Consider the following 14,791-nt stretch of genomic DNA (forward strand, 5'->3'; position numbering starts at 1 on the left):
CTAGATTTGATTACTTGAAATTAATTCCACAAATACATTAGTAATTGTTGTTTTCGTTACTCGACCAACAACTTCTAATCCATTTGGTGTATCCTTTACTACTGGTACCCCATCAATTTGTTTATTAATTAAATTTTTGGCCACATCAATTAATAAGTCTTCTTTCCTACATACCGTAATATTTGGCATTCTAGTCATAATGATATGAACAGGAAGAGCACTTAAATCCTGCTTCCCAATAGCTGCACGCAATAAATCTTTACGCGATACAACTCCAGTTAGACATGAATTCTCATCAACAATAAATAATGTACCTACATCCTCTAAAAATATAGTGGAGATTGCATCATATACAGAAGAACTCTCTTGTACGACTATTGGTATCGAATGATATTCATGAACTTTAAACTTTTTAATTTTTTCTGTAAGTAATTCTGAGCCAGTTTTCCCAGTGTAAAAATAGCCAACTCGAGGTCTTGCATCTAAAAATCCAGCCATAGTTAATATAGCAAGATCTGGACGTAATGTAGCTCTAGTGAGATTCAATTGTTCTGCAATATGCTCACCTGTAATTGGACCATTGTTTTTAACAATTTCTATTATTTTTTCTTGACGATTGGATAATTCCACTATTCCACACCACCCAACGGTTTAAAAGAAAAGCGTAGGGCGCTCGTTTTGAAACGCCCGAAGCTATGCATCTTTGGATTTTCACTTACCTAAATTTTTAAAAGACATACTATTTCTAATAATATTATAGCCTACATAGACCGGAAAGAAAAATTAGTATATCCATTTAATTAAAAATGTTGCTTCCACTCAATAGCATTTAAGTTAGCAAAGCTATTCAATAATATACCAATACGATTCAATAAGGCTAAGCGATTATTTTTTAATTTTTCATCATCCGCCATAACCATATTATGTGCAAAAAATAGATGTATTGGATTTGCTAAATTCTCCAGTTGCTTAAATGCTCCCTCGTAATCCTCTTTATCTGATAGCGTTTGGTAATTTGTTTTAACCTCTTCATATGCCTGATATAATGCTTTTTCTGAATTCGTTTCAAAGTAAGCAGGATTTACCTCTATATTAGTAGTTTTTCCAGAAAGGTTTAACACACGGACCAAAGCCTCTTGAATCGGTTTAAAGCTTTCATCATTTCGCTTTAGTGATAAGATGCTTGCCTTTTGAACAATAGCAGACATAACCCCAATTTCTTCATTAGTTATCGCTTGAATAATATCTTGCTCTATACCTTTTTCTTTTAGTACAAAGGCTACTCTTTGTTGAACGAAGCCGTGTAACTCTTGTTGTACTAATTTAATATCAAAATCCTTAATGTTCTGAGATGCAAATAATTCAACTGCGATGTTAAATAAATCTACTACTTTGATCTCCCACCCGCGTTCATTCGCAATACGTAAAATTCCTGTTGCTTGACGGCGTAATCCATATGGATCTGTTGAACCGGATGGTTTTAGACCTACACCTAAGCACCCTACAATGGTATCTAACTTCTCTGCAACACTTACAATTGAACCAATTAAAGTGTCCGGTAGATTACTACCTGCACTTGTAGGCATATAATGTTCTTTAATAGCAACTGCAACAGCCTCATCTTCACCAAAAATCCGGGCATATTTTTCACCCATTATACCTTGAAGTTCAGTAAATTCATTGACCATATTAGTCATTAAATCAAATTTACTTATTTCTGCTGCACGGATAATATGTTCTTTATCAGATTCTTTGACATGTAATACTTCAGCTATCTTCTTTGAAATACGAACGACACGATTTACCTTTTCATGAATTGTTCCTAGTTTCTCTTGGAATACTACATTCTTTAATTTCTCCTGATAAAACTCGATAGAATTCTTTTGATCTTCTTCATAAAAGAATTGAGCGTCTGATAATCGTGCTCTTAATACTTTTTCATTACCTTTAATTACAGTAACTAAGTTATCGTTATCCCCGTTTCGAACACCAACAAAATTTGGAAGTAATTCTCCTTCTTGAGATTTAACAGGGAAATAACGCTGATGTTCCTTCATAGAAGTAATTAGCACTTGTTCCGGTAGTTCCAAAAATTCTTCCTCAAACGAACCTACAAAAACAGTCGGATACTCTACTAAATTTTTGACTTCCTCTAATAAATCTTCATCTACTGGGACGGAAAATTTTTCTTGATTCTCGACTTGTTTAATTCCTTGTAAAATTAAATTCTCTCTTTCTTTAGAATCAACAATAACAAAGTTATCTTTCATTTGTTCTTTATAAGCTAATGGATTAGTTATCGTCACACTAGCAGCTAAAAATCGGTGTCCAAATGAAGTATTGCTCGTATGAACACCGGCAATTTCAAATGGTATTACTTCATTATCGTATAATGCTACTAACCAACGAATTGGTCTAGCATATCTCATCGACTGCTCGCCCCATCGCATGTTTTTTCCGAATTGGATTGTCTCAATAATACTCTTAAATTCAGGTAGAATCTCTGTTACTGGTTTACCTTCAATTACTTTTTTTACAAAAATATAAGTAGTACCGTTAATATCATTCGTATAAATATCTTCTACAGATTTCCCTTGGCCTCTAGTAAAACCAATAGCTGCCTTCGTCCAGTTACCATCTTTGTCCTTTGCAATCTTAATTGCCGGCCCCTTCGCTTCTTCCTCTATTGTCGCTTGATTTTCATCCATGCCTTGAATGAGAATTGCAAGTCTTCTAGGTGTGGAGAAAGTTTGGATTGAAGTATAAGAGATACGTTTTTCTTCCAACCAATTAATTGTTTTGTTTTCAAGTTGTGTTTGAGCATCATCTATAAATCGAGCTGGAAGTTCTTCTAGACCAATTTCAAATAACACATTCTTAGCCATTATTTATCCTCCTTTTTAAGCATAGGAAAACCAAGGTGTTCTCTTTCCTCTACATATGCCTTCGCAATATTTCGAGCTAAATTTCTAATTCTTGAAATATAACCGGTACGCTCTGTAACAGAGATTACACCTCTAGCATCTAAAAGGTTAAAGGTGTGAGAACATTTGAGTACATAATCATAAGCTGGGAAAATTAGACCTTTTTCCATTGTTTTTTGTGCTTCTTCCTCGTACATCGTAAACAATTTAAAAAGCATATCAACGTTAGATTCTTCAAATGTATATTTGGAATGTTCATACTCAGGTTGTTTAAATATGTCTTTATAAGTAAATCCTTCTGTCCATTCTAAATCAAATACATTCTCTTTATCCTGAATGTAAGATGCTAAACGCTCAATTCCGTAAGTTAACTCAACCGTGACTGGATTTGCTTCTAGTCCACCAATTTGTTGGAAGTACGTAAATTGTGTAATTTCCATACCGTCTAACCAAACTTCCCAACCGAGACCAGCCGCACCTAGTGTTGGATTTTCCCAATTGTCCTCTACAAAGCGAATATCATGTTCCAGTGGATTTATTCCTAAAGCCTTTAAGGAATCCAAATATAGATCTTGAATGTTATCTGGTGAGGGCTTAATTATTACTTGAAACTGGTGATGCTGATAAAGTCGGTTTGGATTTTCACCGTATCTACCATCTGCTGGTCTACGCGAAGGTTCTACATAAGCTACTCTCCAAGGCTCTGGTCCGAGACTTCGTAATAATGTCATAGGAGACATTGTTCCAGCACCTTTTTCCACATCATAAGCTTGCATTAATATACAGTTTTGTTCTGACCAAAACTTCTGCAAAGTTAGTATCATATTTTGAATATTCATCCAAACTACCTCCATTTATTCTTAAATTACTCTTTTTGCCGGATTCTCTAAGTAATACAGAGATAAGAAAATATAAAAACCCGTCCCTATGCCTATAATTAGCTTATAGACATAGGGACGGGTTTTAATCCGCGGTTCCACCCTATTTGCTTTATCAATTAATAAAGCCACTTTATTTGTACATGTTCCAGAGCGCCATTCCTAACTGTCAATGTATCCAGCTTACACCATCCTGGACTCGCTATAACTTGAACAGAAAGTACTCTTCTCTTTCATCACATTCCTAATGAATATGTATCATATTACTGTATATAAATAACATTTGTCAACATTTTGGATATTATTTTAACTTATCCAATTGGTTAAGAAACTTTCTTGATTTTAAATAGTATCCACCGTAACGATCGTAGTAATTATCTAATAAATTCCTTAATAATTGCTTATTTTCATCTTTTACGGATACATTTCCTACTCTTTCAATGCCAATTGCAGAAAAAATATATAACAGCTTTACAACTGAATTTGATAAGCCTATCGATTCAGGATCAAGGTAATGACATTTCGAACAAAGCAATCCACCTTCTACCATGGAAAAAGTATAAGGTGCATTTTTCCCACCACAATTTGTGCAGATATGTACTGTAGGGGCGAAACCTCCTGCACGGTACAATTTCATTTCATACATCATGATTGGAATATCTACATCTTCATTTTCACTAATCCATTCCATTGTTTTCATAAGTTGTGTGTAAATTTCTAAATAAGGGGTTTGCTCATCTAATAATTTATCTGTTAATTCCATTAAATAGGCAATATAAGCTGTTTTAATTATATCCTCCCGTATTGGTCGAAATGATTCAATAATTTCTCCCTGTTGCACATTACTTAAACCTTTATTAAGGTATACAAAAAATTGTCCATAAATGAATGGCTGCGTTACGGCAGCCATTCGACTTTTAGGTTTTTTTGCACCTCGTGCAATAGCAGAAAATTTACCTATTTTTTTACTGAATATCGTAATAATTTTATGTGTTTCACCATAGTCTTTAGTTTTTATTATTATGCCATCAATTTTCTCTAGCATACATACTTCCCCTTTATATACTGCATGCTACATGTTTGTATCAACCGGTAAGTTCTCCAGATTATTTTCAGAGCTATCGTCTAGCTCATGAGGTTCACTTTCTAACTCTTTCATCAGTAAATAGGTCTCAATATTTCCTGTTTGACTAAATAGTTTCCATACTAAGTCGATCACAAGAAAACACACCTTTCTTTATACCTTTTAAAAGTATTAGTTTCTAAGTTAGAACACTGCTTTTTTCCTACTTTAATCTGGAATTCATGCTTATTAATTAAAATCTAGCAATGTTTCCGGATATACTTATCTTTTCCACTCAAGTCAGAAACAATTAGTTATAATTTTTACCAACTCTAATATTCATCTTGGCGGAAACCATATTCAAACAATTGACTCTGCTTATTTCTCCAGTCTTTTTGAACTTTTACCCAAAGTTCAAGATACACTTTAGAACCTAATAATGCTTCAATATCCTTCCGTGCATCTTTCCCAATATTTTTCAGCATGCTACCTTGTTTTCCAATTAATATCCCTTTTTGAGACTTTCTTTCCGTCACAATAACTGCTTGTATAAAAATAGCATTTGATTCGCGTTTTTCAATATTTTCAATAACAACTGCAATAGAATGTGGAACTTCTTCTCTAGTTAGATGTAATACCTTCTCTCTTATCAACTCGCTTATAATAAACCTCTCTGGATGATCGGTCACTTGATCTGCTGGATAAAACTGTGGCCCTTCTGGTAAATGAGATTTCAAAACCTCTAAAAGATGATCAACATTATTTCCTTGCAGAGCAGAAATTGGAATAATTTCTTCAAAATCATATTTTTCTTTATATAATTCAATAAGCGGAAGTAGTTTATCAGGATGTACTAAATCAATTTTATTCACTACTAGAAATACTGGACTTTTCACTCGTTCTAGACGGTCTATAATAAATTGGTCTCCTTTACCATATCCTTCATCCGCATTAATCATAAATAATACAGCATCTACTTCATTCAAAGTATTTTCGGCAATTTTCACCATAAAGTCACCTAAGCGATGCTTAGGTTTATGAATTCCCGGTGTATCAATAAAAATATATTGTGCATCAGGTTTAGTTAAAACACCTTGTATTTTATTTCTAGTCGTTTGTGGTTTATCACTCATAATAGCAATCTTTTGGCCAATTACTTTATTCATAAATGTTGATTTGCCAACATTTGGACGTCCTATGATTGCAATAAAACCTGATTTGTATTTATTTTCCATATATGTTTTTCCTCCAAGAAGTTACTTATTACGATATCATTTCTATGTTTGGTCTATTATACTACAAAATCTTTCTAGTTTCATGTTATCGACAAAAGCTTTAAAAAGTTTATCTCCTTCGATAAATATCCTCAAAAAAAGAAAAGGTATCAAAGGCTATTTGCCAATAGATACCCCTTAAAATATTTTCGGAACAAAAATAATAAATCCTACAACTAACGCTGTAATAGATGCTATTAAAACACTGCCAGCTGCCATATCTTTTATTTTTTTAGCAGCAGGATGAATCTCAGGCTTCACATAATTTATAATTTCCTCAACTGCAGTATTTAATATTTCAGTAGTGATTACTAAACCAATAACAGTAAAAACAGCCACCCACTCTATCGTTTCAATATCGAAATAAATACCAGCTATAATGACTAATAAGGTTGATATAATATGCAACCGAAAGTTTCGTTCAGATTTCATTACTTCTTTAATACCATTAAGGGCAAATGTGAAACCAATCTGCTTTTTTTTACCTTCCAAGATTGAATTCCCCTAGTATGTCCTCTTGTTTTTGAAACATTATCTTTTCATCCTCTTCTGTCATATGATCATAACCTAATAAATGCAAAAAACCATGCACTGCTAGAAAACCTAGTTCTCTTTCAAAGGAATGATTATAATCTTCAGCTTGCTCTTTCGCTCTTTCAACTGAAATTATAATATCCCCTAAAACAACTGGTATATCTTCTCCAATAATCATTACTTCCTCTTCGGTAGATTCTTCAAGAGCAAATGATATAACATCAGTAGACTTATCTATGTTCCGATACTCCCGATTTATTTCTCGGATTTCCTCATTATTCACAAACGTGACGGATACCTCAGCATTATTAGCAACTTGCTCTTGTTTAGCCGCTACATCAAGAAGCCCTTTAATTAACTCTTGATGTTCTTCTATCACAGAATTTGTATTATCATGAAAGTCTATTTCCACTATTTTGCCTCCTTAGATGGGTATTGAATTCTTGAGTGAAATATTCCTTTTAATGTCTCACAAATTGTTTGGTGAACCATTTTTACTTCTTTAATCGTAAGTGGGCAGTCATCTAATTGACCATCCATTAATCGGTCATTTACAATGCTAGAAACGATTTCATCAATCTTGTCTTCTGTTGGTTCTTGAAGGGAACGTACCGCTGCTTCAACGGAATCACAAATAGAAATAATAGCCGCCTCTTTCGTCTGTGGTTTCGGTCCAGGATAACGAAAGTCCTCTTCCCTTGCTGTTTTATTAGTTTCTTTCTCTTTAAAATAAAAATACTTTAATAAAGTTGTTCCATGATGTTGTATGGCAACGTCAATAATTTCTTTTGGCATCCGATGTTTCTTTAACAATTCAGCACCATCATAGGGATGACGGATTATAATTTCAGCACTTTGTTCTGGCGAAATGACATCATGTGGGTTTTTTATTGATAATTGATTTTCAATAAAATAATGTGGTCTGACTGTTTTTCCAATATCATGATAATAAGCAGCTACTCTCGCTAATAAACCGTTAGCTCCTATCGCATCACATGCCGTTTCACTCAAATTTGCAACCATAATAGAATGATGATAGGTACCAGGTGCTTCAGTGAGAATTTTTTTAAGCAATGGTTGGTTCGGACTAGAAAGTTGCAGTAACTTAATGTCAGAAAGGATACCAAGACCTGTCTCAAAAAAAGGTAATAGACCTATCGTAAGTACTGCAGATAAGAATGCAGAAGCCAACCCAAAACAAGATAGAACAAATACATCACCTAAAGTATATTTTTCAAAGGACAAGAATACAAATAATAATATCGTAATGATATTAACAATGGACATTCCAATTCCTGAACGAACAATTGATAAGCGATCTTTTACATTCATTAAAAAAACAATTGCAGCAAACTGTGAAAAAATGAAATAAACTAGCGCTTCAATATTTAGTGTTCCAGGAATTTGTCCATTAAATATGATTCCACCTAAAAGAGCAAATAAAGTAGTTAACACGATTGCAAGCCTTTCGTTTATTAACTGTTTAACTAATAAAACTCCCGTTGCTACTGGTACTATAAAATACAACTCATTTCCTTGTGTAGTATATAAGCTTATTACTTTCATTAGTGATATTACGATAAAACTAATTAGTAAAACGGAGGCTATTGTTCCTTTATCTAAACCTTTTCGGTTATCAATTCGATTCAATTCATAAATCATAATCAACACTATTAACAATATGATAATACTTAACCCAATAACTGGAAATACATTTCTGTCTTTATTTAATAGTCCAACTAATTCAAGTTTTTCATACGTTTCATTCGTAATCGTTTCTCCTTCTCGAACAATAACTTCACCAGCGTTAATCATTACCGGATCAACATTACTCGAGGCTTGATTCCGAGCTTCAGATGTTTTTTCCAAATCATAGAAGGAATTTTCAACGATAACAAATTCCGTTAATTCTTGTAGCGCATCTATTAAATTGTCATTAAGAGTCGAATAACGAATATTCTCTTTCACATCATTAATGGCTGTATTTATATTTTCTGTTCTAACCCCTCTTTGAAATACTTCTTGTACATAGGAAATAAATAATTCTTCACCCTTTGCCCTTTCTTCCGGTGAAACATCAAGTAGTCTTAAATAAATACTATCTTCCACTTTTTCTGTGATACTATTCGATAACAATTCTTTTAGTCTGTTTACTTTCTCTTGGTTGGTTAAAGGAACTGGTATTCCTTCTCCCTCTTCAGTAAGGGACTCTGACTCTAGTTTATCTATTGCATTAAATATTTCTTCTATGTAACTAACTTGTTCTTCCGCTATAGTAGTCGAAATATCAAAGCGATCTTCAACTGCATTCACAGCTTCGTTTTTTTTCCTCTCGGTTTCTTCCTGATTTTCTATCGTAATCGGTGAACGAATAGTTTCTCTTGCAGTAGTAAGAGGCTCGATATCATATGTTTCCGTATAGACATTATTAAACGTTAAAAGAAAAAAATAAAGGCCTAAAACAACAATCGGCAAGATAATTCGCAGCCATTTAGTTCGTATTTTCATGATATATTCTATAATGTTCTTAAACGAATTCATGATAATCACCTCTCTATTATTTTCATCTATTTACTTTAAAAAATAAAGAAATAAGACCCTCATTTGGGTCTCTTGACTAATCAATCTTGTTGCTTTTTTCATATGCATCAATTATCTTCTGTACTAATGGATGTCTCACTACATCAGTTTGAGTTAGATGGATAAAAGAAATCCCTTTAATAGTTGATAACATTTTATCAGCCACATGTAACCCTGACCTTTTTCCTATTGGGAGGTCAATTTGTGTTAAGTCACCTGTTATTACCATTTTCGATCCAAACCCTAATCGAGTTAAGAACATCTTCATTTGTTCAGGGGTTGTGTTTTGCGCTTCATCTAAGATAACAAATGCATCATCCAATGTTCTACCCCTCATATAAGCTAAAGGAGCAATTTCTATCGTTTCTCTTTCAATTAGTCTTAGTGTATGCTCAGCGCCTAGTACATCATTTAATGCATCGTATAACGGTCTAAGATAAGGATCAACCTTTTCTTTTAGATCACCAGGTAAAAAACCTAAACTCTCTCCTGCTTCGACAGCAGGTCTAGTTAAAATAATTCGCTTTACTTGGCCATTTTTAAGTGCTTGAACCGCCATCACTACAGCAAGATATGTTTTCCCAGTTCCAGCAGGACCAATACCAAATACTAAATCATTCTCTCTAATAGCAGAGACATAGCTTTTTTGTCCAAGGGTTTTAATCCGAATAGATTTACCTTTAACAGTTTTGGCAATGACATCCTCAAATAATGTTTCAAAATGATTGATTTTACCTTGCTTTGCTAACTCAATTGCGTAAACGATGTCACGCTCAGCAATTTTAATTCCTTTACGAACAACACTTAAAAGAGTTAACAGGACGTCCTGTACAATTGCGATATCACTATCTGTTCCAGAAACACTAATTTTTTCTCCTCTAGTAACGATGGAGACATTTAGTTTATCCTCAATATGTTTTAAATATCTGTCATTATTTCCAAAAAGCTCTAGAGCTTCTTCTGGACTTGTCAGTTCAATATCAATTGCGTTTAAATTTTCAGGCATATTCAATCTCCTTGAGTTATAGGTTGTGCTTTAGCAATATTTTCCTCTACTGTCATATACAATTCTAATTTAACTTTACCATTCTCTACAGTTTCATGCAAAACTTTTTCCGATACTACTTTTGCCTTTGGACCAAGTTGCAATTGGAGCTCTTCCTTTGCTTGTTTGATACCCGCTTGAATAGCTTCTTCCTTTGACCTTTCCAGTTCGTGTAACTTTTTTTCACTTAATGTTGTCTCTATAATTTTAAATGGTAAATCCCATTTTAAGAATCTAAGAGGAGTTTCCGTACTATCATAATGAACCGCTTCATATTCAGGGGAACGAAATCCCCAAACCGGAACTTTAAAATCATTAATTCCAAAATAGTATTTCTTTTCTTGGTTACCGGTTAGGAGTTCATAATTTTGTTTTAATGGAACAGTGACATCCATCTCATACCATGTAGTTGCAATAATTTCACCTTCTGCAGGTACTACTATTTGTTTTATCTCTTTTTCATCATTGGATTCATCTTCATCCGGTTTCGCTTCAATTTGGTTTAATGTACCTGAAACTAGGATTTGTCCTGGCCTTACGTAGTCATTGATTTCCACTTTTGGTAGTCCTCTCGAAACATACATACTTTTAATAACACCTTTTTTCGTTGCCACTAAGTCCCTTGGTCCATCGACTTCTTCTTCTTTAACTACAATTTTTTCTACGCCTTCTAATTGAAAGGTTGTCCCTTTTTGACGCACACCAACCCATAATAATTCTGGAATATCATTCGTAAGTTTTTGTTGAATGATACCGGGAGAATCAATTGTAAAAATCCAAGCTCCTGGATGAATTCCATACTCATCCAATTGCTTAGCAATTTTTTCTTCTATTTCTATTGGTAAATCACCGGTAACTTCAACCTTCCAAATAATATTTGACATGAATAAGATTAATAAAATACTCATAATAAAAGATAAGACAAATTCTTTTTTTCTTAAAAAGCGACTTAACAAAAATGGATATCCTCTCCGTTGTTTAAACGAAATCTTATAATTTTTCCCTCGCCTTAATAATTTCACTTTTGATAAATCAGAAAGTTTTACATTACCACTACAAGAGTTTTTCCCTTCTTTCTTAATATTCCAAACCGTAATACCTTTAGTTGTACATTCCTGAAAAAAAAGTTCTGGTAAATTACCACTAACGACAATTCGTACATACCCCTTTATAAATGACCCTTGTATCTGTTTCATTTCATCCTCCCGGTTAACTAGCATTTATCATGAAATAAATTTCACATCTGTTATTTTTCCTTCCAGTAAAATTTCCTCTGGTAACATCATCTTTAAGACAAATGAGGATCCCTTAATCTGAATATAGCCCTTAGTTGACTTTAGTCTTAATTCATCATCCGTAAAAACGGCAAGACCTTTATGATTTTCTATATATACATGTATCTGACCAATGATAGTTATTCTAGGCAATTCCATTACAACATCAGAAGGCAGTGCTAGATATTTTACTAGCCAAGGTCGTAATCGTTGTTGTAATTTTTTCACAGATGCTAGCCCCCTCTCACTTACATATTTATGAGAAAATGAAACAGATAAGAACTAAAAAACCCAAAAGCATCGGTAGGATGCTTTTGGGTTTTAATTAACGATGTAATTGTCTTTTTCTTTCAACAACTACATTTTGATATGGTTTACGTGCTCTAGGAGGACCTAATACCTCTGACATAATAATACCATTTACAATTCCGCTATGATTAAGTCCTGTTTTAACTTCTTTTTTAAACTGCTCTTTAGCCTGTTTATTCTTGTTTGTAGTTTGATGCTTAATTGCATCTTGAATACCTTTTCCTAAAGTCATATCTTGTTGATTAACTTCTTCCATGTATACATTAGTTCCGGTATTCAATCTACTCTTCAACTGTTCCATTTGCATTTTTTGTTGTTCTTCTATAGACGTATTTGAAGGAGCAGCTTGCTGACTAGTTTGTCTTGTTCTCTCTTGACCACCTGAAGGGGTAGGTGTTGGTTTAGGAATACTACTTGGGCGATTTGATGTAGGCTTATTATTTTGATTTTGCCCATTGTTCCCACTCAACGCCTTAACAATTCCATAAACAATTACGGCTATGATAGGTAATAATCCTTCCATTAACGTATCCCCCTTCCTAAACTAAACATTAGCTTATTTATTTTCATCATTGTTTTCTTTAGATAGTTTTCCAATTGAATCACGCATATCAGTATCAGCATTTATATTTTCATAATTTAAATAATCCATAACACCTAATTTTCCAGAACGTAATGCTTCTGCAAGGGCAAGAGGTACTTCTGCTTCTGCCTCCACAACTTTAGCACGCATTTCTTGTACTTTTGCAATCATTTCTTGTTCTTGGGCTACGGCCATTGCACGACGTTCTTCTGCTTTAGCCTGTGCGATGTTTTTATCAGCTTCAGCTTGATCAGTTTGTAAAATCGCCCCAATGTTCTTACCGATATCAACATCAGCAATATCAATGGATAGAATTTCAAACGCTGTACCTGCATCTAATCCTTTAGATAAAACAGTATGTGAGATAGAATCTGGATTTTCTAATACTTTTGCATGTGTTACAGAGCTACCGATAGTACTTACGACACCTTCACCTACACGGGCGATGATTGTTTCTTCACCTGCACCCCCAACTAGACGGTCGATGTTTGCTCGTACAGTAATTCTTGCTTTTGCTTTTACTTCAATTCCATCCATGGCAATACCTGCAATAAATGGCGTTTCAATTACTTCAGGGTTAACACTCATTTGTACTGCTTCTAATACATCACGACCAGCTAGGTCAATTGCAGCAGCGCGTTCAAATGATAATTCGATATTTGCACGGTGTGCAGCAATTAAGGCATTTACTACTCTATCAACATTACCACCAGCTAAGTAGTGACTTTCCAGTTGATTTGTTGTAACATCAAGTCCAGCTTTGTGTGCTTTAATTAATGGATTAATGACACGACTTGGTACAACTCGACGTAAGCGCATCCCGATTAATTGTAGTATGCCTACACGAACTCCTGCGGCTAGTGCACTTATCCATAGTGTAACCGGTATAAATGTAAATAAGATTGCAATTGCAATCAAGATTACAGCGACTAGAATCACTGGAAAAATGAATTCTGATGTTTCCATAATATATTCCTCCTAGATTTTTATATTTATCTTATAGGCTATTAATTAACCTTATAATTCCCTAACAATAATACGGACACCTTCTACTTTTACAACTTTAATTGGTCTATTGACTTCAATAAAGCTTCCTTCAGAAACGACGTCTAATCTTTCTTTACCAATTGTAGCGACTCCTGAAGGTCTAAGCGGTGTTGCAGTAACCCCTACCATGCCAATTAATTCGAGTCGGTTTTCATTTGAAACATAACCTAATTCGGTTGATGTGCGATCCCGGAGTATGACATGACGGAATACGCCTTTATCTAAACCTACTCTTTTAAATAAAATAACAGATGCAATAATAACAACTAGAAAAGCGATGGCTATACTCATCGTCATTTCCCCAATATCAGCACCAGACATGAAGAGAGAACCTATTATCGCTCCCACTCCTAATATACCTAAAATTCCACCAGGTACAAAAAATTCTGCAATAATAAGTGCAATACCTATTAATAAAATAATTATTGCTTCCATACCAGCAAGTCCTGCTACCACATGTCCATAGAAAAATAATACTAATGAGATAATTCCAATACTACCAGGTACACCAAATCCTGGCGAATACAATTCCACAACCAATCCTAAACCTGCCAATGATAATAGGATGGATATAACGATAGGGTTTGTAATAAATCTTGCAATATTTTCTGCAAGTGTTGTCTCTGACTGAATAATCGTTGCATTTGATAAGCCTAATTCATGTAGTAATTCCGTTCGATGGGACACTATTCCTTCAGAATATCCTACTTCAACTGCCTCTTGAGGAGTTAACGTTAAGAATTCTCCCTCAGGAGCATTATATTCCGGTAAATCAATACTAGAATCTGCCATAGCGGCAGCATATATAGGATCACGTCCTCCAGCTTCAGCAGCACTTGTCATCGCTTTTAACCAAGCAGACTGTGCTTTCTTATCAGCCGCAGTGCCATCTGAGTTAATAACACCACTCGCTCCCATTGTTGCTCTAGGCGTCATATAAATAGTATCCGTATGAAGTGCTATGTAAGATCCTGCAGACAGAGCTTGACTAATAATAAATGAAGTAGTTGGAATCTCTAAATCAGCAATGATTGTGCCAATGTTATCAGCTGCTTCCACACTACCACCTGGTGTGTTAATCTCGAAAATTATGTGATCTGCACCTGCTTCTTTAGCTTCTTCCGTAGTTCTTCTTAAAAAGGCTTCTAATCCCCTTTCCACATCATCTTCAATTGGAATAGTATAGATTAGTTTCCCTCCACCTTGTTCATCAGCATATGAAACATCTTGATTACTTAATGGAAATAACGATAAAATAATGGCATTCATTATGAAAAAAC

The 14,791-nt window shown here is 34.3% G+C and carries 15 protein-coding genes and 1 other annotated feature; all 15 genes read right to left on the reverse strand.

Annotation, left to right across the window (positions count from 1 at the left end; genetic code table 11):
- Positions 1–630: a transcriptional regulator CcpN gene (ccpN, locus tag AB1K81_RS06490; RefSeq protein WP_412975806.1), complete on the reverse strand. Its 630-nt coding sequence runs from the start codon at positions 628–630 to the stop codon at positions 1–3.
- Positions 631–800: 170 nt separating this feature from the next.
- Positions 801–2,885, reverse strand: coding sequence for a glycine--tRNA ligase subunit beta (gene glyS, locus AB1K81_RS06495; RefSeq protein ID WP_412975807.1), 2,085 nt, complete (start codon positions 2,883–2,885; stop codon positions 801–803).
- Positions 2,885–3,763 (reverse strand): glycine--tRNA ligase subunit alpha, encoded by an 879-nt coding sequence (gene glyQ / locus AB1K81_RS06500; RefSeq protein ID WP_412975808.1) that lies wholly within the window; start codon positions 3,761–3,763, stop codon positions 2,885–2,887. Before glyQ ends, glyS begins: the two co-directional genes overlap by 1 nt.
- Before the next feature lie 110 nt (positions 3,764–3,873).
- Positions 3,874–4,048: a binding site (T-box leader), on the reverse strand.
- A gap of 55 nt (positions 4,049–4,103) precedes the next feature.
- Positions 4,104–4,847, reverse strand: coding sequence for a DNA repair protein RecO (recO, locus tag AB1K81_RS06505; protein WP_412975809.1), 744 nt, complete (start codon positions 4,845–4,847; stop codon positions 4,104–4,106).
- A 27-nt stretch (positions 4,848–4,874) separates the two neighbouring features.
- A complete protein-coding gene (locus AB1K81_RS06510) occupies positions 4,875–5,021 on the reverse strand; it encodes a YqzL family protein (RefSeq protein WP_412975810.1) in 147 nt (48 codons plus the stop codon).
- Positions 5,022–5,197: 176 nt separating this feature from the next.
- A complete protein-coding gene (gene era / locus AB1K81_RS06515; RefSeq protein WP_412975811.1) occupies positions 5,198–6,100 on the reverse strand; it encodes a GTPase Era in 903 nt (300 codons plus the stop codon).
- A 177-nt stretch (positions 6,101–6,277) separates the two neighbouring features.
- Positions 6,278–6,631 (reverse strand): diacylglycerol kinase family protein, encoded by a 354-nt coding sequence (locus AB1K81_RS06520; protein ID WP_412975812.1) that lies wholly within the window; start codon positions 6,629–6,631, stop codon positions 6,278–6,280.
- The gene (gene ybeY, locus AB1K81_RS06525) at positions 6,621–7,085 is read right to left on the reverse strand and encodes an rRNA maturation RNase YbeY (protein WP_412975813.1); all 465 of its coding nucleotides are present in this window, start codon (positions 7,083–7,085) and stop codon (positions 6,621–6,623) included. The genes AB1K81_RS06520 and ybeY overlap by 11 nt, the downstream gene beginning before the upstream one ends.
- Positions 7,085–9,214: an HD family phosphohydrolase gene (locus AB1K81_RS06530; RefSeq protein ID WP_412975814.1), complete on the reverse strand. Its 2,130-nt coding sequence runs from the start codon at positions 9,212–9,214 to the stop codon at positions 7,085–7,087. Before AB1K81_RS06530 ends, ybeY begins: the two co-directional genes overlap by 1 nt.
- A 76-nt stretch (positions 9,215–9,290) precedes the next feature.
- Positions 9,291–10,259, reverse strand: coding sequence for a PhoH family protein (locus AB1K81_RS06535; RefSeq protein WP_412975815.1), 969 nt, complete (start codon positions 10,257–10,259; stop codon positions 9,291–9,293).
- A gap of 2 nt (positions 10,260–10,261) precedes the next feature.
- Positions 10,262–11,494 (reverse strand): sporulation protein YqfD, encoded by a 1,233-nt coding sequence (gene yqfD, locus AB1K81_RS06540; protein ID WP_412975816.1) that lies wholly within the window; start codon positions 11,492–11,494, stop codon positions 10,262–10,264.
- A gap of 27 nt (positions 11,495–11,521) precedes the next feature.
- A complete protein-coding gene (yqfC, locus tag AB1K81_RS06545) occupies positions 11,522–11,800 on the reverse strand; it encodes a sporulation protein YqfC (protein ID WP_412975817.1) in 279 nt (92 codons plus the stop codon).
- 97 nt (positions 11,801–11,897) lie between these two features.
- A complete protein-coding gene (locus AB1K81_RS06550; RefSeq protein WP_412975818.1) occupies positions 11,898–12,404 on the reverse strand; it encodes a hypothetical protein in 507 nt (168 codons plus the stop codon).
- A 33-nt stretch (positions 12,405–12,437) separates the two neighbouring features.
- Positions 12,438–13,430, reverse strand: coding sequence for a flotillin-like protein FloA (floA, locus tag AB1K81_RS06555; protein ID WP_412975819.1), 993 nt, complete (start codon positions 13,428–13,430; stop codon positions 12,438–12,440).
- A gap of 51 nt (positions 13,431–13,481) precedes the next feature.
- Complete coding sequence (locus AB1K81_RS06560; RefSeq protein WP_412976126.1) at positions 13,482–14,780, reverse strand: NfeD family protein; 1,299 nt, start codon at positions 14,778–14,780, stop codon at positions 13,482–13,484.
- Between the last annotated feature and the right edge of the window lie 11 nt (positions 14,781–14,791).

Source organism: Ornithinibacillus jepli (assembly GCF_047228935.1).
Lineage (GTDB): Bacteria > Bacillota > Bacilli > Bacillales > Amphibacillaceae > Ornithinibacillus.

Coding starts and splice junctions, on each gene's coding strand:
- recO (WP_412975809.1), bottom strand. CDS start 4,847: ATGCTAGAGAAAATTGATGGCATAATAATAAAAACTAAAGACTATGGT.
- glyQ (WP_412975808.1), bottom strand. CDS start 3,763: ATGAATATTCAAAATATGATACTAACTTTGCAGAAGTTTTGGTCAGAA.
- glyS (WP_412975807.1), bottom strand. CDS start 2,885: ATGGCTAAGAATGTGTTATTTGAAATTGGTCTAGAAGAACTTCCAGCT.
- AB1K81_RS06535 (WP_412975815.1), bottom strand. CDS start 10,259: ATGCCTGAAAATTTAAACGCAATTGATATTGAACTGACAAGTCCAGAA.
- era (WP_412975811.1), bottom strand. CDS start 6,100: ATGGAAAATAAATACAAATCAGGTTTTATTGCAATCATAGGACGTCCA.
- yqfD (WP_412975816.1), bottom strand. CDS start 11,494: ATGAAACAGATACAAGGGTCATTTATAAAGGGGTATGTACGAATTGTC.
- AB1K81_RS06530 (WP_412975814.1), bottom strand. CDS start 9,214: ATGAATTCGTTTAAGAACATTATAGAATATATCATGAAAATACGAACT.
- floA (WP_412975819.1), bottom strand. CDS start 13,430: ATGGAAACATCAGAATTCATTTTTCCAGTGATTCTAGTCGCTGTAATC.
- AB1K81_RS06550 (WP_412975818.1), bottom strand. CDS start 12,404: ATGGAAGGATTATTACCTATCATAGCCGTAATTGTTTATGGAATTGTT.
- AB1K81_RS06560 (WP_412976126.1), bottom strand. CDS start 14,780: ATGAATGCCATTATTTTATCGTTATTTCCATTAAGTAATCAAGATGTT.